The sequence below is a fragment of the Saccharococcus thermophilus genome, assembly GCF_011761475.1.
In the GTDB taxonomy this organism is placed as follows: domain Bacteria; phylum Bacillota; class Bacilli; order Bacillales; family Anoxybacillaceae; genus Saccharococcus; species Saccharococcus thermophilus.
Window position 1 is genome coordinate 1,428,397 of the sequence record NZ_JAASRS010000001.1, and the last position, 26,048, is coordinate 1,454,444.

Sequence of the window (26,048 nt, forward strand, 5' to 3'; positions counted from 1 at the left end):
TCGCTTTTCGGCCGCTTCTGGTGAAAACCGATGCTCCGGACCAGTATACTCAATCCCTCCACTACTTTGAAAATCGGCATCACCATCACGGCCGAATAGCTGCTTACCGTATATTGCCACTTTCGGTCTTGTTCGGTCATATCCCGCTGAAGGCAACTGTTTTATTTATCATGCTTTCTCGTTTCATATTAAAAAATGAATTTTATATTCAATTATAATGAAATAAATAAAATTTTCTATCTATTTTCCGGTCAAAAGATCCTGCCGATATCATCCCGCGCGCTTCTTCCTCTATAAAACTGACGCTCTTCCTCTAACGGTTTTTCTTTCGCGGTAATAAGGTCAGGAACGATTTTGATGACAACGGCGGCGCTCCCTGCCGATGAGCGGTATGATGATACATGCCTCTCGGAAAGCGGACGGTCAAAATAGCCCGGCACATATTTGCGGAGCATTTGTTCCAGCGCATCTGTTGCTTCTCGTAAATCGGAAACGACCTCCGCTGTTCCGAATATCATCACACTCATATAAGCGGTGCTCGTTTTGGCTGGCACGGGATGCACCATTGTCCCTATATGCTCGCTGACGGTAAAGCAGACGAGCGGATTGCGCTGGATTATATCGATTTTTCTCCCTTCTTCCGCTCCATGTATATATACACAACCATTCCACCATACGAAATTCAGCGGCACGACATACGGCTCACCGCCGTCTGCCAAACCTAAAAATCCGGTCAACGCTTCCTGTAAAAACTGGTTGATTTTTTGTTCGTCTTTGCACTCCAACATGTCCCTTCTCATCTATTTCTCTCCCTTCATCGTGTTATAATGGAATCATAGCGAAGAGTTGACCTTATGAATAGGGACAGAAATAAAGAAAAAAGAAGGGTCAGAGGAGGAAAACATGGTGGAATTGCAGCCCATTCTCGATTCAACAAACGGTACACCGCTTTACATGCAGCTGTATACATACATAAAAGAAGAAATCGCAAACGGCCATCTTAAAAAAGGAAGCAAACTTCCCTCGATTCGCGTGCTTTCCCAACATTTAGCCATCAGCAAAACCACCGTCGAAACCGCATACCAGCAGCTTCTTGCCGAAGGATATATCGAAAGCAAACCGCGCGTAGGGTTTATTGTTCAAGACCTAGAAGAACCTCTCGCACCGCAGGTTCCCCAAATCGATGTTCTGGCGGAGGCTCCAAAAACCAATCCCATTCGCTACAACTTTCGCTACGGTCATATTGACCCTGACCATTTTCCGCTGAAAACATGGCGGAAATGTCTCCTCGCAGCGATGGATGCGGAGCGAAGCGAATGGTTGTGGTACGGCGACCGTCAGGGAGATATCGACTTGCGCGAGGAAATTCAACGCTATTTGTACCACGCACGCGGCATTCACTGTTCTCCAGAACAAATCGTTATCGGCTCTGGCACGCCGCAACTGATTGGTCTCTTATGCCAGCTGTTCGACTTTCGGCATGATGTGGTCGCTTTAGAAAACCCTTGTTATAATGTCATTCGCACTGTGTTTCAAAATCACCATTTTTCTATTCTCCCGATTGAACTGGAAGAAGATGGGCTGAACATCGACCAGCTGCAAGCAACAAACGCAAAAGTCGTCTATGTCACTCCTTCGCATCAATTGCCGCTTGGGATGGTATTGCCGATCGGCAAGCGGCAAAAGCTCCTGAAATGGGTGCAGCAGTCTAACGGATTTATTATCGAAGACGATTACGATAGCGAATTCCGCTACGGAAACAAACCGATCCCTGCGTTAAAAGCGCTCGATACGGAAGACCGTGTCGTTTATGTCGGCACGTTTTCGAAAGTGTTCACTCCTGCCATCCGCGCGAGCTATATGGTGCTGCCGCAACGTTTGCTGGCGCGTTTTTACGAACGCTGCGCCAACTATCATCAGACCGTCGCCACGATCGTGCAAAAATCGCTCGCCCTGTTTATGCGTGAAGGCCATTTTGAACGCCATATCCGCCGCATGCGCACCATCTACGCGAAAAAACGTCAGGCGCTTATCGGAGCGATTCGCGAACACTTTGGTGATCAAGCAACAATCATCGGCGACAAAGCGGGGCTCCATCTTCTTGTAGAAATAAAAGGCAAGGATGCCGCTGAACTGGTGCAAAAAGCAGAAAAAGCAGGCATTCTCGTCTATTCCGCAGCGAAATATTGGTTTGGAAACGATGAAACGCCGCCTCCGTATCTTTTGCTCGGCTTTGGAGGAATGAGCGAGAAAGATATCCGAGCTGGAATTCGCGAACTGAAACAAGTATGGGAGATTTGAGCCACTCCCAACAGAAAAGCGATGCGCTTCTATATTCTAGCGCATCGCTTCTTTACGCAGAAACCATACCCCGATGGCGAATAAAATCGCCCCTGCCGAGCGATACATGCGAATCGCTTCGGATAAGATAATATGATAAGTATCCGCGTCCGCATGTTCCCCACTTTCGCGAAGCCAATGACTGGCGTACGCTTCGCCAAGGTCCATGCTTTTCCAAAGCAAAAAAGCACCAATTCCAACCATTGCAATGTCGAGCCACCATCTCCAATTTTTCAACCCATATCCCCCTTTTGTTTTTCCTGCACATACGAAAGCGCCGCCGGAATTGCTTCGATTAAATCGCCAGCAAGCACGTCCCATTGCGAATGGCCGCGTTCTACAAGCATATCGGCAGCTTTTCCGTGAATCCAGACGGCGTTGCTAATGGCTTCTTGTGCGGAATGATGCTGCATGAGAAACGCGGAAACGATCCCCGTCAGCACGTCGCCGCTTCCACCTTTCGCCAAAGCGGGATTTCCGGTCGTGTTGACATATTGCGAACCGTCTGGCGTTGTCACAATCGTATAAGGTCCTTTCAACACGACGTAGATGCCGTACTCCGTCGCCAGACGCTTCGATGTGCCAAACCGATCGCCTTCGATGTCACGGATCGATAGACCAAGCATGCGCGCCATTTCCCCGGGATGCGGGGTAACCACTGTTGCCGCTTTTCGTTCACGAATTAGCGCGGCGTACTCGTTCCAGAAAAAGAGGGCGTCGGCATCGATAACAAGCGGCACTGGCTGCCGCACGATGTTGGAAACAAGGTCGCGGACGCCATCCGTACGGCCAAGCCCCGGGCCGATCGCGACCGCGTCGATATCAAGCGCCGATACATCCATGGCGCCGGAAAACGCCCCGTCCCGAGCCGGACATGGATAGTACATCGCTTCCGGAACGCGGTTGGCGACAACGGAATAAATATCATCCGGCACCGCCATCGTCAACAATCCCGCCCCGCTTCGCAGCGCCGCTTTAGCCGTTAACGTAACCGCTCCTGTCATCGCTCGGGAACCGCCAACGACAAGTAGTTTTCCATGCGTTCCTTTATGGGACGATCGTTTTCGTTTTGGCAGCGTCCGCACGACATCGTCCTCTTCCCATACAAAGCGGGGCGCGGCATTTCGCTTGACGGCAAGCGGCGGAATACCGATATCGACAAGGAGCAGTTCGCCGTAATAATCTGCTGTCGGAAACGTGTACGCCCCCAGTTTCGGGCATTGAATCGTAATCGTGGCATCGGCGCGAACCGCAGTTTCGGCCTCTCCCCCGTCCGCTGGGGTTCCGCTTGGGATATCGATCGCATAGACAATAGCGCGGGAACGGTTGACAAGCTCAATGATCTCTCTATACGGAGGCCGCACCTCTCCTTTGATGCCAATGCCAAGCAAAGCGTCAATGATGGCATCGTATTGTAAAATGTGTGCGGCAAACGCTTGTTCATTTCCCGCATATGGTTTCCAGTCATATCCGGAACGCTCATACACCTCCAGCGCCGTTTTCGCCGCGCCTTTCACCTTTTCTTTTGGCGGAACGAGCCATACATCCACATCATAGCCATTGCTTTTGAACATCCTTGCGACAACCAATCCGTCGCCCCCGTTGTTGCCTGTCCCGGCTAGCACCGCCACACGCGCCGAACGTGGAATGCGTTCGCGCAGCACATGAAACAGCGCCTGTCCGGCGTCTTCCATCAAAGAATCGGCGCTGATGCCGATCTGTTCAACCGTGTCGCGGTCGATTTCGTACATTTCTGCGGCTGTAACGATATGCATCATGCTCACCCCCATCTGCTAAATATGTATTTGTCCCGTTTCATTAATTTGTGATGATGTATAAAAGTTTGTGTAAAGCATTTTGCTAGAACAAAAGAAAAAAGGTAGGGTATTCTCTGATTGGACCAAAAATCTTAGAGAAAGGAGTACCCTACCTATGTCTAAAAGAAGTATACCGAATGTCGACTGGGCAAATCAACTGGAAAGTGTCATTCGTCAGTTTGTGAAGGAAAAATTAGAGCTGATTATGCGGGAAGAAATCAAACATTTCCTCGAAATCGAACAGGCTGGAACGCCGAATATGAGAAACGGCTACTATCAGCGAAATCTAGATACGCAATATGGCCGGATTGAGGGTCTTTTGGTTCCAAGAGACCGAAACGGGGAATTTCAAACACAGTTGTTTGCCCCTTATCAACGCCACACCGGCTGGCTGGAGGAAGCCATCATTAGGATGTATCAAAGTGGCATGAGTACACGGGAAATTGGCAAGTTTATCGAACGAATTCTAGGAAATGCTTATTCTCCAGCGACGATCAGCCGTATTACCGATGTCGTGAAAGAAGACATCGAGAAATGGCACCATCGTCCACTATCCAAACGTTATTCTGTCTTATATTTGGACGGCTTGTACGTGAAACTTCGCCGCGATACGGTAGAGAAAGAAGTCATTTATGTGGTGTTAGGAGTGAATGAAGAAGGGTATCGAGAAATTCTGGATTTCTTCGTGGGAGGACAAGAAAGCGCCTATGGATGGCAGGAAATTCTTCAACACCTCTACCAAAGAGGCGTCAAGGAAGTGCTTCTTGGCGTCTTCGATGGCCTTCCGGGGCTGGAGGAAGCCTTTAAGGCGGTGTATCCGAAAGCCGATGTGCAGCGCTGTGTCGTGCACAAAGTCCGCAACACCCTCAGCCGTGTTCGGAAAAAAGACCAATTCGAAGTGGCCGAGGATCTCAAGCTGATTTATCGCGCGCCGAATAAGGAGATGGCGTTACAAATGTTTCAACAGTTTGAGTCGAAATGGTCCAGCAAATATCCAAGAGAAGTTCAGTCTTGGGCCAATGAGTTGGATGTCCTCCTTACATTTATGGATTATCCAAGCAGTATTCGAAGTGTGATTTACACGACGAATGTCATCGAACGAACGATCAAAGAGATTCGGAAACGTCTAAAGCCGATGAACAGTTTGAGCAGTTTAGAAGCCGCGGAAAAAGTCGTGTATTTGACCATCCAAGATTTTAATGAGAAATGGGCAGGGCGAAAGTTAAGAGGATTTGCCGAAGCGCAGGAAGCTCTTCAACGAATGTTTGAAGAACGTTATTGTTAACCAAATATTGTAAATAAACAAAATAGGAGGATTCTCCCTTTCCACACAAGAGACTGAATATTCAGTCTCTCGTGTGGAGGAAATATCCCCCCTCTATTCTAAATCCATTTCAGAGATACCCTATCTATCTTACATTACACAAAATTCTTGACGGTACCTAATTTGTTCTCCATGAAAAAGGAAAACACCTGCAAAAAAACTTTTTCGCGGTATAACAATGATGTAAGCGCTGTCTTACCTATCATCACCAAAACCAATATTGACAATCGGCTTTCTTGGAATTATGATGAATGTAAAAATTGCATACAACAAACCGCTTATCAAGAGTGACCGAGGGAACAGGCCCAATGACGTCCGGCAACCTCCCTTTTAGGGAACGGTGCCAATTCCTGCAGAATGGCTTTCATTCTGAAAGATAAGTCGGGTATTTACATACCGATGCCTCTTTCTGAATGAAAGGGGCGTTTTTATTTTCCAGCTCCAGGAAAAGCAAAGAAGCAAAAATTCTTACATACATAGTTTTTCACAATTACATAAAACTCCGCAAATAGATCGGGAGGGAAGAAGTGATGATCGAAATAAAAAATGTAACAAAAATTTATTCCACGAAAAAAAAGCAAGTCGTCGGCGTCGACAACGTATCCTTAACCATTCAAGACGGGGAGATCTTTGGAATTATCGGCTATAGCGGTGCCGGCAAAAGCACGTTGTTGCGCTGTTTAAATCTTTTGGAACGCCCGACATCTGGCCAAGTCATCATCGATGGTGTCGATTTAACAACGTTGAATGACAAACAGCTGCGGCAGGCCCGCTTAAAAATCGGAATGATTTTTCAACACTTTTATCTTGTCAGCTCCAAAACTGTGTTTGAAAATGTCGCATTTGCCTTAAAAGCGGCAAAAAAGCCAAAAGAAGAAATTGAAAAAAGAGTCAATGAATTGCTTGAAATGGTCGGGCTTTCCGATAAGCGGGATGCGTACCCTTCCCAGCTAAGCGGCGGGCAAAAGCAGCGGGTTGGCATCGCGCGGGCGCTTGCCAACGACCCGACCGTCCTCTTGTGCGACGAAGCAACATCGGCGCTAGACCCAAGTACAACAAAATCGATTTTGACGCTGTTGAAAAAAATCAACCGTGAACTTGGCATTACGATTGTGCTGATTACACATGAAATGGAAGTGGTCAAAGATATATGCGACCGCGTCGCTGTCATGCAAAACGGGAAAATCATCGAATTAGGTACCGTATATGACATTTTTACAAATCCGAAAGAAGAATTAACAAAGTCCTTTATCAACAGTATATTGCGGTTTGAACTCCCTGATCATCTGCTGCAGAAGCGGACAGGAACGATTGTCAAAATCCAGTTCAAAGGGAAGACAGCCGAGGAAGCAATCGTTTCTGATATGCTACAAACCTTTAAAGTAAAATGCAATATTTTGCATGGAAAAATCGAGTATATTCAAGAGATGCCGCTCGGAATCTTTGTCATGGAGCTGATCGGCGAACCGGAAGAAATCGAGCGGGCCATTCACTACATTTCGCAAAGAACGAACGGATTGGAAGTGATTGCACATGCTGCTTGATGCGTTAATTGATTTAATTCCCGAACTGAACAAAGCGTTTTTAGAGACGATTTATATGGTGGCAATTTCCCTTTTCGTCGCGATCCTTGCCGGTTTGCCGCTCGGAATTCTCTTATTCGTCACCGACCGCGGTCTGTTTTTGGAGAACACAGTGGTCAAATCCGTCCTTGGCTTTATCGTCAATATGATTCGCTCGATACCGTTTGTCATCTTGCTCGTCGGGCTGTTGCCGCTTACGAAACTGATTACCGGAACAACGATCGGACCTACTGCTGCGTCCGTATCTTTGTCGGTCGCTGCCGTTCCGTTTTTTGCAAGAATTGTAGAAACATCGTTGCGAGAAATCGAAAAAGGGGTGATCGAAGCAGCGGTTGCCGTCGGAGCGACACCTTGGATGATTATCAAAGATGTGCTGCTGCCTGAGGCACGCCCTGGCATTGTGCATGGAATTACAATCACAACAATTAGTTTAGTTGGATATTCGGCAATGGCCGGAATTGTCGGCGGCGGCGGCATCGGCGACTTGGCGATTCGCTTCGGGTATTACCGCTACGACAACACCGTTATGATTACAACGATTGTCATTTTAATTTGTCTTGTTCAAATCATTCAGTTTGTCGGCGACCACATCGCTCGCTTGGTCGATAAGCGGTGAGGTCGTTAAAATATAAACTACTAAGGGGGACTTTATCATGAAAAAACTATCGATCTTTCTCGTTTTCTTGCTTTCCATCGGGCTTCTTGTCGCGTGCGCGGGCAAGGAAACGGCTTCCGGCACTCCAGAGAAAAAAGAGCTAACGATCGGAGCGACTTCCGATCCCTACAGCGACATGGTCAATAAAGCGATTAAACCTGTATTGGAAAAGAAAGGCTACAAAGTGAAAGTAGTCGAATTCAGCGACTATATTCAGCCAAACTTGGCGCTGGCCAACGGTGATTTAGACGCTAATTTGTTCCAGCATAAAATTTATATGGAAAATTTCGCAAAAGAACATCACCTCGACCTTTCCGAAGTCATTATCGTTCCAACGGCGCCGATGGGCATTTACTCGAAGAAATTTAAATCGCTCGATGAAATTAAAGATGGAAGTGAAATTGCGATTCCGAACGATCCCACCAACTTGGCAAGAGCACTTTTAATCTTGCAAGACAAAAAATTAATTAAGCTCGATCCATCTGTCAACCCGCTGACTGTTTCGGAAAAAGATATAAAAGAAAATGTAAAACACCTTCAGTTTAAGCCGGTTGAAGCTGGCCAATTGCCGCGTACTGTGGAAAGCGTTGATTTGGCCGCTGTTCCTGGCAACTATGCCTTAGCCGCAAAAATGAATTTAATGGATGCCATTGCACTCGAAAACATGCCTGATGACTATCGCAACCGCATCGTTGTCAACACAAAAGATTTACATAAACAATTTGTCAAAGATATTAAAGAAGCCGTCGAATCGAAAGAATTCGAAGAAGTGATCGACAAAGAATTTAAAGGGTTCGGAAAACCAAAATGGATGCTGGAACGAAAACAGTAATAATGATGCAAACACGCCGCCTGATTGCGGCGTGTTTGTTTTCGTGATTTTCGATGGCATTTCAGGACATGGACGTCTTCCATCTAAAAGAGTTATAGTAAGAATATAACAATAAACAAAATAAAAGAGGCGAGAACATTGACGTACATCCAAAAAGGCAGCGCCGAATACATAAAAGCAAGTTTGGCACTATTTTTCGGCGGGTTTGTCACCTTTGCGATTTTATACACGACGCAGCCGCTGTTGCCGATTTTCGCGAAAGAATTTCACGTTTCCGCCGCTTCCGCCAGCTTAACGGTGTCCGCGTCTACCGGAACGTTAGCGGTAATGATGCTCGTAGCGGCCAGTTTATCGGACCGGATAGGCAAAAAGAATGTGATGATGATGTCCATGCTGCTGACATCAATATTGGCAATGGCCATGGCATTTAGCCCAAACTTTACTTCCCTTGTCCTTGCACGCACGTTTCTCGGCATGACAGCCGCGGGCATTCCGTCCCTGGCGATGGCCTACGTCGCCGAGGAATTTCATCCAACCGGAATCGGAAAAGTAATGGGTCTCTATATTAGCGGGACAAGCATCGGCGGCATGGCTGGACGGATTGTAACAGGCCTGTTAACCGACTTGTTTTCGTGGCGGACGGCGCTATTCGCCATCGGCGCGATTTCCCTTCTGTTAAGCGTGATTTTTGCTCTCATTCTCCCGACACCTCGTCATTCGGTGAAAAAGCCGCTCAACGGCAAAACCGCGCTGCAGGCATACGCCGTTCATTTGCGCAATAAACCGTTAATGGCTCTCATTGTTCTTGGCTTTTTATTTATGGGCGGATTTGTGACGTTGTATAACTATATCGGCTTTTTATTGAGCGAGCCGCCGTACTCGTTCAGCCAGTCCGTTCTCGGGTTCCTTTTTATCGTATATATATTCGGTAGCTTTAGCTCGGTTTATATGGGAAGACAAGCCGATTTATGCGGCCATGCGCGGGTGTTAAGCATTTCGGTGGTATTGGCCGTCCTTGGTGCGGTTGTTACGCTTGTTCCATCTGTTGTTGTTAAAATCATCGGGCTTTCGTTATTTACCTTTGGCTTTTTCGGCTGCCACTCGATTGCGAGCGCGTGGATTGGAGAACGTGCAAAGATGAATAAAGCGCAAGCCTCTTCCCTTTATCTCTTATTCTATTACTTAGGCTCCAGCCTTGCTGGCACAGCCGGCGGCTACTTTTGGATCCACTTTCACTGGCCTGGCGTCATCGCATTTGTTGTGGCCTTATTGCTATTAAGCTATCCGCTGATTGGCTATGCTCATAAGCAGCTCGAGTAGTTCCCGTGGTTACTTCCATAGAGGAGAAAAGATGCTTATTTGCAAGTAAGTTCAGTTTTGGAGCAGAAAAATAAGAAAGACACATTAATCTAACAATCAAATAGCAATATTATACGTTTAAAATCCAAATGATTGTAACTAACGATGTATATTAATTTGTCTATATATAACAAAATCATTGATAAGGGGGCTCAGATCTCTTGTTATCGCTTAAGCGGGAGTCTATTTTATTCGCCGCCATTTTACTCTTAATTCCTGTCGTTAATTGGATGTAATAACGAAACTGTTAAATTAGATGGAAAAGTTGTTGAAAGTGTTGCTGTATCGAAAATCGGCGAGGACATGAATGATGTTAAAGAGCCTCACATTTTTTATGGGCAAGAAAACGCAGTAGAACTTCAAACATTTGTTGATGCTATTAAGAAAGCAAAAAAGGTAAACAGCATTGTCGATGTAGTAAAACCAGACTTTCTTCTGAAGATTGCATTTGAAAACAAAACGACTTCTAAGCATTACTTATGGTTAAGTTCAGATAGCGGCTCAATTATAAATAAAGAAGACACACATACCATCTACACCTTGCCGTCCAACATTATTGAAGACTTATAATAGATATGTTAAATAAAACACTCGGCAGATTGTTTTTACCGAGTGTTTTTGAAAATTTTCTTGCTCTGTAGAAATGATTAATACTTTCCTAAAACGCGATGAAAATAGATTTTCAGATTAGCGGCTGTTTCGCATTTGGGACCGCAAGCGAAGCAAAGCACATTGTCAAAATCGCAGCGATTCCGTTCATCAGGAAAAACGTTTTCCAGTTTGCCTGGGTGGATAGGCCTCCCACCACGACAATAGCAGCGCATAATACAATGGCAGGAAATGCAGATGAACGCATCGCAATATATTGATTATAGTCGAAAAAATGAAAGAGAAATGGGACAGGAATCCATGACAGCGCTAAATATATCGCTTTGTACGAAAGTTTTTTTATGAAGCTGATACAGCGGATACAGCACGAAGAACATTCCGGATGCAATGCAAAGGTAGGAGAGCGGATATGTCTTTAGAGAGATAAGAAACACGTCAATCGGATAAATGTCGCTGCAATACGGCACATCTTTCGGAGTAAAAATAAATTTTGGCCGGCAATCCGTCTGGGATTCATAGGCAATTTTGCTGGCAAGAAAGAATGAATACACATACGTCACTAAAAAGGCAGGAAGGCTTAACCCCCAAATCCACCATCCGTACTTCAAAATCACCATCCCCTTTTATACAAAACTTCCCTTTTAGTGCAATTTTACACTATTTGTTCTTATAATATGAAGATTTTTCCTTGATTGTCAACATTTTTTGCAAAAAAGAGATGGTGGTTCAATTTTATTGTTTCTGCTTGTACCAGGCTAACGCTTTCTTCTCCGTCTCTCTTACAAATGCGGCTTTTCCATTTATATATGCTTGGATGTCATTAGAAAACTGTTTGGCAAGCGCTTCTTTCAGGCGGCTGTATGCCTTTGCCACCTCGCGATGGCGATCAAATATTCCTTAAAAGCTATATGTCTCGCAATACGCTCTCTTCCTGCCGGAAACACATGGACATGGTGGGTGCGCTCCTCCCCGCCTTTTTGGAAGGCTCTGTTAATGTTTAATGTTGATTTTTTTCAATAAAATGTTAGGGAACCATCTTTTGGTTCCCCAATTCTCAATAAACCAGTCTATTAGATATTCAATAAAGATGTTTGTTTTATATGTTCATACTCATTGTAATGGTTCTATTTTTGAATCCTAATTTTTCGTACAGTTTAATCGCATGATTTCCTGCATATACACTTAAGCGAACCTCTGAATATCCATCTTGTTTAAGATGTTCGATACCAGTTTCCATCAATTGTTTTGCAATTCCATTTCCCCTAAATTCCTCTAACACAAACAATTCATAAATAAATCCATACATCTTTTCAGTAAATTGGTCTTTACTTGTTCCTATAAGAATCCAACCCATTAGATTATCGCCTTCAGTTGCTATCAAATAATAGCTTCCTTTCTGCAATAATGGTTCAATAAGTTGTTTGACTTTTTCATCTGACGGTTTTGCTTCGCCTAATGTACCTTCGAATAATGCTTGTGGTGAAAGTGATAAAATCTTTTTATATTCCGAATCGTTTGGTTTTCTAATTTCCATAAATTGAGTTCTCCTCTCCCAGTATTTATAAGCCGATTGCCCGTTAATGACCTTTTTAAGCACTGAACTTAGATAGACGGAGACTTTCAAAAGTTTCTGTCATTTCAAATACAAATGATGTAAGCAGAAGCTCTTTTATATGTTGCTTGGTATTTTCGTTACTGAGGCTATCTACAAATAAGAACCAAGCAAGGTAATTATTAAGATATTTTGTAGCCACACCTTTAAAACGGTCAATCCACTTCTTCATCCGAGAATGAAAACTGTTGACATTTTGAATGTGATACTTGTCGATGTATTTTAATAGGCTGCTGAACGCTTTGTCCATCATTAACACTCTCGAACCTCGTTATAAATTGTAATTATAGCAAGAACTTGGTTGGGTTTTAAATATCAACAATGTTCTTTAACAGAGCCTTTTGGAAAAAGCGGCGTTTTGGAATGCCGTTTTCCTCCATCGCCTGATAGCCAAGCGCTGCCATTGCCTCATTATACTGGTCGATGCGTTCAATATCATGGACTTCTATCATGATATCAATGATAGTCTTGGCGCTCATTCCCGGAATAGCCGTACTGCCGATATGATAGATGCGCAAACATTGTTCGCCAAATACCCGTTTCAGCTTTTCCGCTTCCTCGGCAAACATCGTTGTCCATTCATCACGAAATGGGACGACTTCTACTTTCCTCGCGATGATCATCACGTCCTTTTCCTCTTCTATCATTGTGAAACAATTATTTTTGACTTTCGATCACCTGTAGCCCAAATTGCAGACAGTCTTCACAAATTGACGCAAACGGCCCTTTGGCAAGACGTTCTTTTTCACGCAAGCAAAAAGAGCATCGTTCTTTTGCATTTTCTTTATCCGCTGAGAATGTATCGTTTATTTTAACCACATTTAGCATTTTCATGTTCTCGTACACTTGATGGATAAATTCTTCATCAATATGTGCAAATTCTCCTTTAAGTTTCATGGCTGCTAGCTTGCTAGCGACCGCCATTCCTTCATAAAATCGCTGTCTCTCTTTGTCTTCGCCATTTTCCACCACTGCCATCATATCTTCGGAAAACCTTTCCAACGCTTCCACCGTCAAGCTGTCCAGCCATGTTTTTTGGCCACCGTTCATTAAATCATCTCCCCCTAATTCAGTTACTTATTCCGAATACAACAATAAGCAAACGTTTTCCTTCTTAATTGTCGCTTTATCACTCATCGATAAACCGCTCGCGGATGTCGGGAGTGGGCATCAGGCAATGGTCGCGCTTTCCGAACCATTCATACCGATGCTTGGCGACAAAATCATATACATAATCCCGCAGCGGCTTCGGAACAAGCCAAAATATATAAAACAGCTTCCATGCGCCTTTCAGCCGCCGGCAAATGCGGAGAGCGGCACTTGATTTCATATAATAGCGTCCGTCCTCGAGCAGCACGAGACTGTCCACCTCGGGAACACCAAACTTTTCCCGTAGCGCCGCTCCTGTTTCACTTTGCAAAGAAGCAAAGCGAAATACGGCATGTGGATCACGCACGATAATAAACTGCACACTGGCATTGCACAGCGAGCAGACGCCATCGAACAAAACAATCGGATTCATTTTTCTCCCCCGTTTACTCGCTATGGACCGGCTCAATACAATCGGCAACATCGTTTTTCGGCGAATTGACAATCGTCGACACTTCGTACATTTTCATCTCTTCGGCAGGATACGGCTGCAATAGCGATTTGATATAATCAGTATCCTCTAACTTCGGGTCTAACCATGCGTCATGCCACTCTTGCGGCAAAATCACGGGCATGCGATCATGAATCGTACCTACCAATTCGTTCGCTTTTGTTGTAATAATCGTACACGTATACAGCATTTCGCCCTGTTTGTCCCATTTCTCCCACAGCCCGGCAAATGCAAATGGCTCCCCATTTCGCAGCGTAAAACGGTACGGAACTTTTTTTGTCCCTTCCTTTTTCCATTCATAAAAACCGTCCGCCAAAATCAAACAGCGCCGCCGCTTCAGCGCACGGCGGAAGCTCGCTTTTTCATCGACCGTTTCCGCCCTGGCGTTGATCATCTTCCAGCCGACTTTCGGGTCGTTCGCCCAAGATGGCACGAGCCCCCACTTCATCATCTTCCCAATTCGTGTCCCCTTCTCCTCCACAACAGTCAGCACCTCTTGGCTTGGAGCGATGTTGAAACGGGGAGGAATCGTTCCAGTATAAACGAAATGGAACAATGCTTGCAGCTGCGCGATATCAGCCGTTAACGAAAAACGTCCGCACATAAGGATTTCCTCCTATCTATACTAAACGGATAAAAAAGGAATTTGTTTCATATATGTAGAAGTATAATACAAAAAATGGGTTATATGCGTAAACCCCGTTGCGCTTTGCCATTTACGTACCACATTTTATTTAAAGGAGAATCATAGATGGAACTGATTGCACTTGGTTACTTAGGCAGCGTATTTTGGTTGCTGAAAGGAACAACGCCGGCGCAAAAACGATGGATTGGCGGCATGTTTTCCCTTCTCATCGCGATTTTTGTCATTGGTTCATTATGGATCCGCTATCAAACAGGATTTTTCCATTTTAGCCGCATGGAATGGTACAACACAGATGGTTCCATTCCGCTTGGGAAATGGGCTGTGCCGTGGTATATCGTATTCGTCCTTTTACTGCTTTTGCTTATATTATTTCGCTTTATCCAGAAAATAAAGACGATGCCTGCGAATAAACGATGGCTTCCTTTTGTTCTCGCTGTTTTCTTTACACTTGTTTATCTTTCCGCTGCTTATTTTTCACTGTTTTTCGTTGCTTTCCTGTTTTTTCCGTTCGCGCCGTAATAAGAAAAAATCGGGGATGTATTTTGCCAGAAAGAAAGCCCCGATTTTTTGTTTAGACTGCTTCTGAATTTTCATTCGAAGTATGCAGAATCCAATACGAAGGAGGCAAGCATGGACAAATTATCAAAAGCGTTATTTAGTATGGTCGCTGCTGTATTCATCATTTTCACCGTTATCGTTATCGGGGCAATATATATTTTCCAGCAAGATGAGCTGTTATCAGAGGATAATAGTATGGATCCGCCTACAGCGAAATTAATCATAAATAATGAAGAATATATATTACGTTTAAGTGCCCACAAATGGAAAGTAGGAAATAGCATCTCTGAAAATAAGAATATAAACGTTTATGCTTTCGGGCAAAAGGAAAGTCCGATACAACTAAAGAAAGAACAGACCGCGAAACTGCGGTTTATTCAATATCAAGAATTTCATCTTAAGGAAATAAAAATTTACTTATGGAAAAATGAAAAGCATAAAGAAGAACTGACGGTAAAGGAAAATAATACGTTCATGATCCTAAATAGCCCAGGAAATTACGTACTCGAACTTAAGATCAAGAGCAACCTGGGCAATGCTCAATATATCAGAAACATTGCTATTATATAATGGGCATTATTGCCCAAGGGGTTCACTTGTGGGAGAGAAAACACACAAAACAACATAGCTAGCTATTAGCAGATCCGTTCATGTATAACTTCTAGGATTACTGCGGCATAAATGGTTGATATTAGTTCGGAATGAGGGGTTTTGATGCCACTTGCCGCAGCTGTGACAAAAATTATCTTGCAAAATGACAGGACAGCTAGCTTAATCGAACACCGAGTCACCTAAGAACGGTGCGTCTTTTTTATTTTTTGCCCAGGTTTTCTATATACTCTTCATTTGCTTCATCAATCTTATCTGAAGCTTCCTTGGCAGGAAGCAAAACGTACTTATTGTTTTCTTTTTGATAGGTAGCGGTTACTTCCTTTGAATCCACGTAATATAGGAGCCAAATTAATTCGCCTTTGTTATAAACCACAATGCCCGTTTCATTTCTTTTTATTTCGGGTTTATTCTCACTTTTTAGCCTCTCATTTTCTAATTCAATAACTTGATTGATAGCAGAATCATATTTTTCTTTTTGGATAGATTTAGTTTTTTCATAATCATCTTTACAGGCTGACAAAAAGCTCAACGAAAGTATAAGGACAACTAATGGTTTAAATCTCATTCTGTTCACCCTTTAATCTTTTAGACATTTAGCGTGTTAAGAAAAAGTTTCATTTAACTAACCACGTTCCATCGTATACGAGGCACCGCGCGTTTGTTTTAAAAAACCGGAAATTCCGTTTCGGTGATAAGGCATGCGCTGCTCCGCTGTTTCGACATCGACCCATTGCACTTCAACAATATTTTCATCTCCCTGCATAAGCGGAGGAGCTTGAACGATCGTTCCGCGAAACGTGATAAAAAAGACATGATTACCGTCCATAAACACTTCGTTAAGGGCAACGATATCATGAACGTCCACGTCATATCCCGTTTCCTCTTTTACCTCGCGAATCGCCGCTTCCCGCAACGTTTCTCCTTTCTCGACTCCCCCGCCGGGAAGCGACCACGTTCCCCGTTTGTTGTATACCATCAATACTTTTTGTTCTTTTTCATCGTATAAAAGCACATACACCACATCAACTCGCTTCATTGTCGCTCTCCTTTCTGCAATTGCCGCAAAAATGCCAATACTTTCGCCGTATATTCATCCGGATACATTTCAAAACTTTTCACATGTTTTGCCTTTTCCATCAGCCATAGCCGAAACACATCGGAATGGGTGCGGTACATTTTCACGCTTTCTTCATACGGAATCGATGGATCGTCCTTGCTGTGGATAAACAAAACCGGCCGCGGCGCAATAGCATCGACTGCGTGAATCGGCGATGATTCGCCTAAATCTAAATCAGCCAACGCAGGAATTATGGTCATGATTAAATATGTAAACGGCACGTTCGGCAAATGCGTCCACACCGGCATGTTTGTTCGCAAATAGGATGCCAGGTCGCTAAACGGACTGTCAGCAATTACGCCTTTGACATCGCGGTCGAGCGCCGCCGCCAAAACCGAGGTGGCCGCCCCCATTGAAACCCCGTACAGCGCGATCGGTTCTGAATAATGATGTTTCGCATAGTCAATGACGCCAAGCAAATCGTATTTCTCTTTGACGCCGAGTGTAATCATGTCGCCTTCCGATTCCCCGCTGGCGCGAAAATCGAACATAATGACGCGATATCCCTCGTTGACAAGCCTTTTTGCGAGCGGCAGAAACGGAACGTTGGACTGATGGCGGTTGCCGCCGTATCCATGTGAAAAAATCACGGTCATTTTCGCCTGTCCGTGCGGCGCAATGATCCAGCCTCTTAATTTCGTTCGTTCATCTTTGCTGATAAACGTGACATTTTTATAACTTAGCCCGTAATCTTTTGGCGTCTCGACAATCGGCTGGCGTTCTTTATGGGTTAGCTGCCAGCCGACATGGACGGAAATGCCGACGCAAGCCAATATCGCTAAAACAAGAAGGCTAATCAGTGCCGGAAGCCACCAGCGTCGCACTTTTCTGCGCGGCTCGAGCTGCAGTTCCATTTTCTCCCCCTCCTTAATTGATTATACTTAAATATTAAGAATAGTAGAAATTTATCTTACAAACAAATCCCCGCTCCGCCATATTGGCTAAGCGAGGAACATCGCATTCATTTTCCATACGTCATGGTGCCATCGGATCTCTCGCATAACAGATGCGTTACTATTCTAACAGCTCCCGCAACTCGGCAACATATTCACTTGAGCCGGTGGCAATCAGACGGTTGCTCTTATGCAGTTTTGTATCCCCGTACAAAACGATCGATCATTTTTGCGGCTCTGGGATCACGGTATGATCAGACCGCCGCTGTAACGTAACTCATACACTTTTTCTCCTGCGATCAAAATACGCTCTTCCCCACAAAAGCGTTCCCATGTGCCTTCATAATCATTTTGATATGTATACGGACCATCTTGCCATTGACGCGGACCGCGATATGGCGCTTGCATGTCCACTGATCGGAGCGCCTTGCGTAAAAACGCATAAACAGAAGCTACTTGTTCCCGCGGCAAGCTGGGAATAACGATACCGCCTGAATATACCATCGACCATATTGGCCTCTCTTTTTCTTCCACTACTTCTTGCCCGGCGAAAAAAACGGAGCCGAAATAAATATCGCGGTATAAATAGTCTCCCTTCTGATATTCCAGCTGCTTTGCCCCATTCCATAAAGAAGGGACCGACGTATCATTCGTCTCGGAAGCGTATGTCTGCTTTTTTGCTTCTACTAGAAAATCAACGAAATTTCCCTTGTCTCTTCCCATCAATGTTTCTCTCCTTCCTCTAACAAGCTATATATGGTTGATTATATCGAATTGTACTCACCTTATTCATCAATAAAACAGAGCCGTCGCAAAAACGGCTCTGTATCATCTCCATTATGAAGGAGATAACTGCTTCTGTTCATGAATAATGATTTCAAAATGGCGAACAGAAAGCATCTGTTCATCCACTAAATGACGATTCCAAATGTGCTGCAAAAAGAGCTGGGCAATCAAGCAATTCCGTTCATTTTCTTGCGCACGCTCAAGGGCGACGACGCTTAAATAAATGTCACACAGGCGGTTGGCGATTTTTTTCGCATGGAATGTTTGCACCTCTTCCGGTTGGCCGGCAAGCTGTTTCAACGCTTCCACAAGTTCGTGCATTCCTTGCTTCACTGGGCCGGCAAGCGGCTCTACATCGGCGGAAAGGGTAGAAAGCGCCTTCGTCATTTTGGCAATAAACTGCTCATGAACGCGGTATTTGCGCATTAACCGCAATACTTCCAGTCCTAAAATGTTGGCCGTCCCTTCCCATACCGTCAGCACTTGCGCGTCGCGAAGCAAGCGCGGTGTCACAAAATCTTCGATATATCCGTTGCCGCCGTGCATTTCGATTGCTTCATGGGCAAAGGCAATCGCTTCTTCAGCGGTGCGCATCTTGAGCAAGGCGATGAGAAGACGGTTCCACGCTTTTTCGTCCTCCGTCGCTTCATCCGGCGCAGTCATGACGCGGTCGAACAAGGAAATCATTTCAAAGCAGGCGCTCGTTTGCACTTCTTGCCTTGCCGTCAAATTGGCGAGCGTTTCTCTAACCATCGGATAGTCGGTTAGTTTATGGCCGAAGGCAGTGCGGTTGGCGGCATACTGTTTTGCCTCCTCTAACGCCCGCTTCATAATGCCGATCGACCCGACCGCATTGCAGACGCGCGACAAGTTTAACGCTTCCATCATATAATAGAAGCCTTTTTTCGGATCGCCGATGACATACGCTTTCGCTCCGTCAAAGACCACCTCTGCGGATGGCACGGCGCGCACTCCGAGCTTATCTTTCAGACGGCGGATTTGGATGCCGTTTAGCGTGCCATCTTCGTTGCGCCAAGGAACAAGAAATAAGCTCAGCCCTTTTGTTCCCGGCTCGCTCCCATCGAGGCGCGCCAGAACGGTGGCGACACCGCAGCGGCCGGCGTTGCTGGCAAAATATTTTTCCCCATACAGCTTGTAATGATCGCCGCACGGAACGGCGCGCACCGCATTGGCGCCAACATCAGAGCCGCCCTGGCGTTCCGTTAAAAAAGTGGCGCCTTCATACAGCTCGACTTCCCCGGTAGAGATCACATGCGGCAAATATTTCTTCTTCAACTCCTCATCGGCAAAATGCTCAAGCAAATAGGCGGTGGCCATGGTCAACGTCACCGGGCAATAAAAACCTGTCTCCACCTGCGACAATAGGTAGCCTTGTGCGTACGAATAGATGTAATTCCCTTTCCGTCCCAGCTCAGGAATCGGCTTATGGACATAGCCGACGATTCCTGTTTCATACGTTTGTTTCGCCGTCTGCTCGTAACCTTCATTGACCCATACTTCGGAAATATCGTTGCCAAAGCGATCGTATTTGATCAGCCGAGGCTGTCCTTCCCGGTCGGTGTGCACGGCGCGGCGGTCAATATCGGTCATGCAAAGCTGATAGAATTGTTCCAGCTTTTCTTCGGCATAGGCATACAGCTCCTCATCTAAATACTTTTTCAAGTTGGCGAGTAAATTCGGATCAACGTCGCGCAGCCGTCTCATCGTGCTTCCCCCTTAACACTTGTTTTAACACCTTTCCTGTCGCGTTGCGCGGCAGTTCCTCGATCTGCTCATATAAGCGCGGAATTTTATAATCAGCGATCTTCCCTTTAAGAAAACGCTTGCAATTTTCCGCAAGGTTTTCTAGCGGTCTGGCGGCAACGACAAACGCTTTTGCCGTTTCTCCCCATTCCGGATGCGGAACGCCGACGATTGCGGCATCGATAATGTCCGGATGCGTTCGCAGCACATCTTCCACTTCTTTCGGATAGATGTTGACACCGCCGGAAATAATGATGTCTTTTTTGCGATCGACCACCCAAATATAGCCGTCTTCATCGCGGCGGGCCAAATCGCCGGTATAGACCCAGCCGTCTTTGATCGTTTCTTTCGTCTTTTCTTCATCTTTATAATAGCCTTTCATCACGCTTTCCCCGCGCAGGACAATTTCGCCGATTTCCCCCGGTGGCACTTCCTTCCCTTGGTCATCGACGATTTTCACTTCGCAGTGAAGGGCGGCGTATTTGCCGACGCTGCCGGCTTTTGCGGCGTGCTCTTCCGGCGACAAGTACGTTCCGTTCGGACCCGCTTCGGTGAGTCCGTACAAACACATGAGGCGGTCAGTGCGAAACTGGCTGGCGATAAACAGTACTTCGTTTCGCGACAGCGGCGCTCCTCCATACGTCCAATAGCGGACAGAAGAAAGGTCGCATTCATGCAAGCGCGGATGCTTGGCAGTCAGCAAGTAGGCAACAGGCGCGCCAAAAAAGTGAGTAATTTCGTGCTGTTCAACAAGCTGGAGCAATGTTTCTGGAGAAAACTCTGATGCCAGTACATGGGTGGCGCCGACATACGTGCCGCCGACAAAAAACAAATGCAACGGTGCGGAATGGCTGAGAGGCATCATATGCAAAAGGCGGCTGTGGCGGTCCATTTTCGTCTCGATGACCATCATCGTCGCGACGGCAAAAATGTTGCGGTGCGTAAACAGTACTCCCTTCGGCCGTCCTGTCGTTCCCGATGTGTACAAAATCGTTGCTTCATCCTCTTCGTTCAGCGGGCAAACGATCGGATTGGGCGCCCCTGCCGCTACCAAGTCAGCCATGGATACCCATCCATCGGCTGCTTCTCCCGTTTTGATCCAAATGACATTCCCTTGTCCTATAAGCGGGGAAAGCTGCCCGCAAATCCATTCATGGGCGATCACCGTTTTTGCATCACTATGGTCGATGATATATTTTACTTCCGCAGCGGTTAATCGCGCGTTGACCGGAACGACAATGGCGCCAAGGCGAAGCACGGCAAAATACGCAAACACAAATTCTTTTGTATTCGGCAAATACAAAATGACTTTATCGCCTTGGCGAATGCCAAGCCGGGAAAGCGACGAAGCCAGGCGGTTGACCGTCCGGTCCACTTCCGCGTACGAAAGCTCTATGTCTCCGTCAATAAACGCAGTTTTATCCGGAAATTTTCTCGCATTGCGGGCAAGAAGCTCCGAAATGTTCATTCATCCAATCCCTCCAATTCGTGCAATCTCTTTTCAAAATCCACTAGCATCGCTTCCATCTCCTCTTTCAGCTGCACGAGATCGTCGATCCGCTCGTTCACCTCCTTTATTTTCTGCCTTCCATATTCAATCGTTCTTTCCAGCTGTTTCCGTCCGGTGCGGTCTTGATCAAAAAGCGAAATCATTTCGTGGATTTCCTCAAGTGAAAAGCCAAAGCGCTTGCCGCGCAAAATCAGCTTTAATTTCGCGCGTTCCTTTTTTGTATACAGACGCTGCCCCGATTCCGTGCGAATCGGCGCAATCAGACCACGCTCTTCATAATAGCGGATCGTCCGTGTGCTAATATCAAATTCCTGTGCTAACTGGGAAATCGTTAAGTAATGCATGGTGTTCCCTTCTATCTTTTTAATTTTATGAATTTTATTTTAATTTACGTTTACGTTAATGTCAACTAAGTTTTTAGCTCTGTTATCGCTTGTTGTTGATTTTCGACCAAAAGAAAAACCACCTTCTTTAAGGTGGCTCCTCTCATTGACTGTAAGTGGGGAATTTTATTCCGGCTATATATCATCGGCTTTAACACTGTGGAGTGAACCTTCGAAAGTAGACATGTATAAAGGTACCCATACAGAAAATAAAAAGGAGCCGATACATGTATACGAAAAGAAGAACCTATTAAAGTTACTCACCAGAATGGAAAATTGGAGCAGTCTAAAGAGCCTCGACAGGAGAAAGTGTAAAGGTGATTGTACACCACCTTGATATTACTGATCCTAACTATATTTATAAGTAGATTGAGCAATCTGGAACGTATGGGAAGTAGGCTTAAAAAGAAAAATCGGGAATCATCTCCAAGATAATTTATTGATTTATATCAAATTATTCTTATGTTTATTAATCATTGATTTGGTACCGTCAAGAATTTTGTGTGATGATTAAGATATATAGGGTATCTCTGAAATAAATTTGGATAGATGGGAGGATTTGTCCTCTCTTATTTTGTTAATTGTAACGTTCTTCAATATTCGTTGGAGGGCTTCATAAGCTTCAGCAATTCCCCGTAACTTTCGCCCTGTACATTTCTCATTAAAGTCTTGGTCTGTAATTATAATAGGACAGTACATAAGAAGGTCGGAGTCTTACTCCGCCTTCTTTTTTATCCACTTACTTGCATAGCACCTCATATTTAACACCATACTCCCTGCACCAAGCCTCCAGCTTTTCTTTTAGTTCCGGTGAAACAATTAGCCGGATATGAATATGTAATAAATTAAGACGGAGTGGGAGCTCCGCCTTTTATCACATTGCTTTTGCGATTTCGACCAATAAATTCATTAGCAATGCCATCATTTGAACGAGAATATAACTAATAGCCGCGTTTTGAATCATCGAATAACCTTTTTCTTTACATTATTACCTTATTTATTTTTTTTCGCTATTTTCGTTTTCACAATATATTGACCAATAATCCATGACAAAGCAGAAGCAGAAGAGATAACTAACGCCCGAACTATTCCATCAATATCCATTTCATAAGGTTTAGATATTCCCCCAAAAATCATTATAAGAATAAAAAAACCTAGAAAATAAATAAAAAATCTTCCTATTGTTTGTTTCAAATTATCCCTCCTTCCAGAGGAACCCATTGCCATAAAATCAATCTAGGCTCTTATGGCAATGGGTTGTAAAGAAGTTTCTACTTTATTGATTCTTTGCTACACATTTTACAAGTTAAGGTATCCGTTATTCGGTACATGATCCTTTGAATCTATACGGGCAAAAATTTTGCTACCTGGATCCGTTGCCCACATTAACACGTTAAATAGAACATTAGCAGCATTTGCTACATAACTAGCAATTCGGGCAGATATACCTTTAGCAAGAAGTTTCTTTTTTAGTTCATTTGCAAACATGATTGCAGCTCTGTCAGCAAGATATTTCTTTGATAGGTTTCTTAGATAAAGAGAAAGTCCACCAATTCCCCCACCAACAAGTGCAGTTATTCCCCAATTAATAGCATTACTTACAAACCATTTTGAATTCCACCAGTGATTTCCCCAATAGTACCCATCTGGATCGACATGCATTACAGGATTATTCGCAGCATATGCAAACATATTTTCCAATAATGTGAAATCACCTTTATGCATTGCAGGTTCTGTTATGGCGAGGTCAGTAATACCCTTTACAACCATTGCATTATCTGCATTAATGAACCTACCCACTTCAGGATTGTAATACCTACTCATCAAATAGTATAACCCAGTTTCCTCATCATAATAATAACCCGCATAACGGTATGGGTTGGCTAATGCCATGGCGCCGGTTTTGGAAAGAATATTCCCCCACGCATCGTATTGATATTCCGCAACGACATTTCCGCTCGCATCCGTTAATGCCATGACATCTCCGTGGCCGTTAAGGTGATAATAGTAAGTGACTCCACCTTTGGTCATCGTGACTGGGTGGCCGTCTGCGTCCCACGTATACTCCGCCACGATGTTATTGTTGGCATCTGTTTCATATAGCACTTGGTTCGAGTCGCCATCGTAGTGATAATAGATGGTTCCGTTTGATGTGGTTTTGCTGATCCGTCTTCCAAGCTGATCATACGTGAATGACGCGATGGTGGCGCCAGACGCATTTTTCACTTCAATGAGACGGTTGTCATCATCGTACACAAATGTCTTATTGCCATTGTTCGTTAAATTGCCATTGGCATCGTACGTGTACGCTTGTCCGTTGACGGCCGTTAATTGGTCGGCGGCGTCATACGTGTACGTTGTTGTAGTAGTCGTCGTTCCATCATTTACGATTTTCTTCGTGCGGTTCCTGACAGCATTGTATTCGTATGTGTTCGGATGTTTTCTTCGTTTCGTGTATATCAAAGCTCTCTTCATTTGGTCACTTCGATAATAAAAAAACAACCTCAGCGAGTGTCCAAATTCATTAGGGGGCTAATGAGCAATTTCGTTACCAAAATTCACAAAAAGGAATATTTTGGTGAATCGTTGGTTACATGAAAAATGCAATAAGGAGTAACCCGAGACCTGTAAGAAATCCAGCAATTAAACTAGCGTTCTCCATCAGAAAATCTAATCTACATTTATACGTAGGTTTGTATGAGTAAAATCTTTTTATTGACCATAATCCAAAAATAATAACAAAAAGTAGTCCAAACAAAACTAACATCGAAGTGTCTTTCTTAATTGTTATAATTTCCATTTTTACCTCCTCTAGTAATTACTCAATATTAACGATTGGAACCAAGTATAATTTTAATTCTTTTTACTTGTTGACATCTAAATCTTATAGTAAATTATTATGATTTTTGATACCATATGAAAATTTAAACAAGTAACAATTTCTTAAATATGTCAAAAAATCCGTAGTACCTGATTAGGTTATTCTACGACCCCCAACTAAAAAAAGAAGAGTGGTCTTTCCAAAATTATTAGGAAAGACCATTGTTTAATTTGTCAACTTGGTTCGTTAAAAAGTAGTAATTAATGTACCTAGGCAATCATCGTCTAAAAATTAAATTAGGAACCTTGATACTCATATAGAATATAGTTTTCCTTGTCCAATTATACCCTTTAGATATTCTTTTAAATGTAGCCTTAGAAACTTTTTTAGCTAAAAAGTTAACAACCTTTTCTGCGCCCCAAGTAAATATTACATTTGCAAGCACAGGGAAGAGATACCATTTCAAAAACTTTTTCACTGCATAACCAGCAGCTCCACCTATTGCAAACCCAATTCCTGTACTTATTAGAAAGCCAGGAGTTATATTAATTGATACATATATATTTTGCCAACCACCACTAACTTTAATGTAACTGTTAAAACCTAAATTAATCCGTTTTGAAAAATGCCCACTAGGATCAGTGAAATTAACAGGATTATTTTTTGTATAAGCATATTGATTTAAGCTTTGTGGATCATCTTCAAACCTATGGAACGCATCTCTCGTTAAGAAACGCCCGATGTTCGCATCGTATGCTATCAGGTAGTATAACCCAGTTTCTTCATCATAATAGTATCCTGCATAACAGTATGGGGTGGCCGATGCCATGGCGTTGGTTGGGGAAATGATTTTCCCCCCACACATCATATTGATATTTTTGCGACAATAATTCCTCTCCTGTATAGTGACCAGGAGTTCCAATTCAGAGATCCAAACACATAAGTACCAAGAAAGAATACAAAATAAACACGGCATGAGTCCTTTGTAATTTAGAACTCATGCCACGTAATAGCTAGTCTTTTTTTAGATTCTACTTGACAGGTACACGTTCATAATGGCAGCCTTTTACTAAAGAAATAGGTAAAATGGTATTAAGAATTATTTTTTGTTTTTACCACTGTTAAGGAAGAGATATAGAATTAAAAGTGAAATCCCCAAACCTAAAGGAAACACAATCAAATAATAGTTAATATTTTTTTTGTGTATCCCTAATAAAATGTCTAGAT

Annotated in this window: 30 protein-coding genes, 1 pseudogene and 1 riboswitch; of the genes and pseudogenes, 9 read left to right on the forward strand and 22 right to left on the reverse strand. The window is 44.1% G+C overall.

The features are described from left to right. Window positions 1-251: 251 nt before the first annotated feature. Window positions 252-800: a pyridoxamine 5'-phosphate oxidase family protein gene (locus tag BDD39_RS07390; RefSeq protein ID WP_166909444.1), complete on the reverse strand. Its 549-nt coding sequence runs from the start codon at window positions 798-800 to the stop codon at window positions 252-254. A 103-nt stretch (window positions 801-903) separates the two neighbouring features. Between BDD39_RS07390 and pdxR the strand changes: the two genes are divergently transcribed. After that, complete coding sequence (pdxR, locus tag BDD39_RS07395; RefSeq protein WP_208404346.1) at window positions 904-2,301, forward strand: MocR-like pyridoxine biosynthesis transcription factor PdxR; 1,398 nt, start codon at window positions 904-906, stop codon at window positions 2,299-2,301. Between the two features lie 36 nt (window positions 2,302-2,337). Here pdxR and BDD39_RS07400 read toward each other — a convergent pair whose 3' ends face one another. Both BDD39_RS07400 and BDD39_RS07405 read right to left on the reverse strand, forming a co-directional pair. Next, window positions 2,338-2,577 (reverse strand): hypothetical protein, encoded by a 240-nt coding sequence (locus tag BDD39_RS07400; protein ID WP_243846009.1) that lies wholly within the window; start codon window positions 2,575-2,577, stop codon window positions 2,338-2,340. After that, entirely contained in the window at window positions 2,574-4,115 is a 1,542-nt protein-coding gene (locus BDD39_RS07405; protein WP_166909447.1) for an NAD(P)H-hydrate dehydratase, read from the reverse strand. The genes BDD39_RS07400 and BDD39_RS07405 overlap by 4 nt, the downstream gene beginning before the upstream one ends. 157 nt (window positions 4,116-4,272) lie before the next feature. Here BDD39_RS07405 and BDD39_RS07410 point away from each other — a divergent pair, with 157 nt between their 5' ends. The 6 genes from BDD39_RS07410 (at window position 4,273) to BDD39_RS07435 (ending at window position 10,480) form a co-directional block, all read left to right on the forward strand. Continuing rightward, window positions 4,273-5,442, forward strand: a complete 1,170-nt coding sequence (locus tag BDD39_RS07410) for an IS256 family transposase (protein WP_166907073.1) — start codon at window positions 4,273-4,275, stop codon at window positions 5,440-5,442. A 314-nt stretch (window positions 5,443-5,756) separates the two neighbouring features. Next, a riboswitch (SAM riboswitch) is annotated at window positions 5,757-5,864 on the forward strand. 147 nt (window positions 5,865-6,011) lie between these two features. Beyond that, window positions 6,012-7,025: a methionine ABC transporter ATP-binding protein gene (locus tag BDD39_RS07415; RefSeq protein WP_166909449.1), complete on the forward strand. Its 1,014-nt coding sequence runs from the start codon at window positions 6,012-6,014 to the stop codon at window positions 7,023-7,025. Then, window positions 7,015-7,680, forward strand: a complete 666-nt coding sequence (locus BDD39_RS07420) for a methionine ABC transporter permease (protein WP_166909451.1) — start codon at window positions 7,015-7,017, stop codon at window positions 7,678-7,680. Before BDD39_RS07415 ends, BDD39_RS07420 begins: the two co-directional genes overlap by 11 nt. A gap of 37 nt (window positions 7,681-7,717) precedes the next feature. Next, window positions 7,718-8,551: a MetQ/NlpA family ABC transporter substrate-binding protein gene (locus BDD39_RS07425; protein WP_208404348.1), complete on the forward strand. Its 834-nt coding sequence runs from the start codon at window positions 7,718-7,720 to the stop codon at window positions 8,549-8,551. A 138-nt stretch (window positions 8,552-8,689) separates the two neighbouring features. Further along, window positions 8,690-9,871 (forward strand): MFS transporter, encoded by a 1,182-nt coding sequence (locus BDD39_RS07430; protein ID WP_166909453.1) that lies wholly within the window; start codon window positions 8,690-8,692, stop codon window positions 9,869-9,871. 342 nt (window positions 9,872-10,213) lie between these two features. Continuing rightward, window positions 10,214-10,480: a YhfM domain-containing protein gene (locus tag BDD39_RS07435; protein ID WP_166909455.1), complete on the forward strand. Its 267-nt coding sequence runs from the start codon at window positions 10,214-10,216 to the stop codon at window positions 10,478-10,480. Between the two features lie 299 nt (window positions 10,481-10,779). Here BDD39_RS07435 and BDD39_RS07440 read toward each other — a convergent pair whose 3' ends face one another. The 9 genes and pseudogenes from BDD39_RS07440 to BDD39_RS07475 form a co-directional block, all read right to left on the reverse strand. Further along, window positions 10,780-11,127 carry a hypothetical protein gene (locus BDD39_RS07440; RefSeq protein WP_166909457.1) on the reverse strand — a complete coding sequence of 116 codons (348 nt, stop codon included), beginning with the start codon at window positions 11,125-11,127 and terminating at the stop codon, window positions 10,780-10,782. Window positions 11,128-11,251: 124 nt separating this feature from the next. Continuing rightward, window positions 11,252-11,392 carry a GrpB family protein gene (locus BDD39_RS16380; protein ID WP_328267694.1) on the reverse strand — a complete coding sequence of 47 codons (141 nt, stop codon included), beginning with the start codon at window positions 11,390-11,392 and terminating at the stop codon, window positions 11,252-11,254. Then, window positions 11,368-11,463, reverse strand: coding sequence for a hypothetical protein (locus tag BDD39_RS16385; protein WP_341801454.1), 96 nt, complete (start codon window positions 11,461-11,463; stop codon window positions 11,368-11,370). Before BDD39_RS16385 ends, BDD39_RS16380 begins: the two co-directional genes overlap by 25 nt. Window positions 11,464-11,615: 152 nt before the next feature. Next, the gene (locus tag BDD39_RS07450; RefSeq protein WP_166909459.1) at window positions 11,616-12,053 is read right to left on the reverse strand and encodes a GNAT family N-acetyltransferase; all 438 of its coding nucleotides are present in this window, start codon (window positions 12,051-12,053) and stop codon (window positions 11,616-11,618) included. A 55-nt stretch (window positions 12,054-12,108) separates the two neighbouring features. Further along, window positions 12,109-12,339: pseudogene (locus tag BDD39_RS07455) on the reverse strand (IS1595 family transposase); the annotation flags it as partial. 100 nt (window positions 12,340-12,439) lie between these two features. Further along, on the reverse strand, window positions 12,440-12,754 hold the full coding sequence (locus BDD39_RS07460) for a GrpB family protein (RefSeq protein ID WP_243846010.1): 315 nt from the start codon (window positions 12,752-12,754) through the stop codon (window positions 12,440-12,442). 34 nt (window positions 12,755-12,788) lie between these two features. Then, a complete protein-coding gene (locus tag BDD39_RS07465; RefSeq protein ID WP_166909461.1) occupies window positions 12,789-13,181 on the reverse strand; it encodes a hypothetical protein in 393 nt (130 codons plus the stop codon). Window positions 13,182-13,260: 79 nt separating this feature from the next. Then, the gene (locus BDD39_RS07470; RefSeq protein ID WP_166909463.1) at window positions 13,261-13,653 is read right to left on the reverse strand and encodes a thiol-disulfide oxidoreductase DCC family protein; all 393 of its coding nucleotides are present in this window, start codon (window positions 13,651-13,653) and stop codon (window positions 13,261-13,263) included. A gap of 13 nt (window positions 13,654-13,666) precedes the next feature. Continuing rightward, window positions 13,667-14,335, reverse strand: a complete 669-nt coding sequence (locus BDD39_RS07475; RefSeq protein ID WP_166909465.1) for an SOS response-associated peptidase — start codon at window positions 14,333-14,335, stop codon at window positions 13,667-13,669. Between the two features lie 147 nt (window positions 14,336-14,482). On the opposite strand from BDD39_RS07475, the gene BDD39_RS07480 reads away from it, so the two are divergent. Both BDD39_RS07480 and BDD39_RS07485 read left to right on the forward strand, forming a co-directional pair. Next, window positions 14,483-14,896, forward strand: coding sequence for a hypothetical protein (locus BDD39_RS07480; RefSeq protein WP_166909467.1), 414 nt, complete (start codon window positions 14,483-14,485; stop codon window positions 14,894-14,896). Window positions 14,897-15,007: 111 nt separating this feature from the next. Next, complete coding sequence (locus BDD39_RS07485; RefSeq protein ID WP_166909469.1) at window positions 15,008-15,505, forward strand: hypothetical protein; 498 nt, start codon at window positions 15,008-15,010, stop codon at window positions 15,503-15,505. Between the two features lie 241 nt (window positions 15,506-15,746). Here the strand turns inward: BDD39_RS07485 and BDD39_RS07490 are convergent, their stop codons facing one another. The 10 genes from BDD39_RS07490 to BDD39_RS07535 form a co-directional block, all read right to left on the reverse strand. Then, window positions 15,747-16,112, reverse strand: a complete 366-nt coding sequence (locus BDD39_RS07490; RefSeq protein WP_166909471.1) for a hypothetical protein — start codon at window positions 16,110-16,112, stop codon at window positions 15,747-15,749. 57 nt (window positions 16,113-16,169) lie between these two features. Next, window positions 16,170-16,583: an NUDIX hydrolase gene (locus tag BDD39_RS07495; protein WP_166909473.1), complete on the reverse strand. Its 414-nt coding sequence runs from the start codon at window positions 16,581-16,583 to the stop codon at window positions 16,170-16,172. Next, window positions 16,580-17,518, reverse strand: a complete 939-nt coding sequence (locus BDD39_RS07500; protein ID WP_166909475.1) for an alpha/beta hydrolase — start codon at window positions 17,516-17,518, stop codon at window positions 16,580-16,582. The genes BDD39_RS07495 and BDD39_RS07500 overlap by 4 nt, the downstream gene beginning before the upstream one ends. A 282-nt stretch (window positions 17,519-17,800) precedes the next feature. Then, the gene (locus BDD39_RS07505) at window positions 17,801-18,280 is read right to left on the reverse strand and encodes a DUF5680 domain-containing protein (protein WP_166909477.1); all 480 of its coding nucleotides are present in this window, start codon (window positions 18,278-18,280) and stop codon (window positions 17,801-17,803) included. 114 nt (window positions 18,281-18,394) lie between these two features. After that, window positions 18,395-20,068, reverse strand: coding sequence for an acyl-CoA dehydrogenase family protein (locus BDD39_RS07510; RefSeq protein ID WP_166909479.1), 1,674 nt, complete (start codon window positions 20,066-20,068; stop codon window positions 18,395-18,397). Then, the gene (locus tag BDD39_RS07515) at window positions 20,046-21,575 is read right to left on the reverse strand and encodes a class I adenylate-forming enzyme family protein (protein WP_166909481.1); all 1,530 of its coding nucleotides are present in this window, start codon (window positions 21,573-21,575) and stop codon (window positions 20,046-20,048) included. Before BDD39_RS07515 ends, BDD39_RS07510 begins: the two co-directional genes overlap by 23 nt. Further along, window positions 21,572-21,961 (reverse strand): MerR family transcriptional regulator, encoded by a 390-nt coding sequence (locus tag BDD39_RS07520; protein ID WP_166909483.1) that lies wholly within the window; start codon window positions 21,959-21,961, stop codon window positions 21,572-21,574. Before BDD39_RS07520 ends, BDD39_RS07515 begins: the two co-directional genes overlap by 4 nt. 1,032 nt (window positions 21,962-22,993) lie before the next feature. Continuing rightward, on the reverse strand, window positions 22,994-23,194 hold the full coding sequence (locus tag BDD39_RS07525) for a hypothetical protein (protein WP_166909485.1): 201 nt from the start codon (window positions 23,192-23,194) through the stop codon (window positions 22,994-22,996). Between the two features lie 105 nt (window positions 23,195-23,299). Beyond that, the gene (locus BDD39_RS16230; protein WP_208404349.1) at window positions 23,300-24,475 is read right to left on the reverse strand and encodes an RHS repeat domain-containing protein; all 1,176 of its coding nucleotides are present in this window, start codon (window positions 24,473-24,475) and stop codon (window positions 23,300-23,302) included. A 623-nt stretch (window positions 24,476-25,098) separates the two neighbouring features. Continuing rightward, window positions 25,099-25,743: an RHS repeat-associated core domain-containing protein gene (locus BDD39_RS07535; RefSeq protein ID WP_166909487.1), complete on the reverse strand. Its 645-nt coding sequence runs from the start codon at window positions 25,741-25,743 to the stop codon at window positions 25,099-25,101. Window positions 25,744-26,048 lie beyond the last annotated feature (305 nt).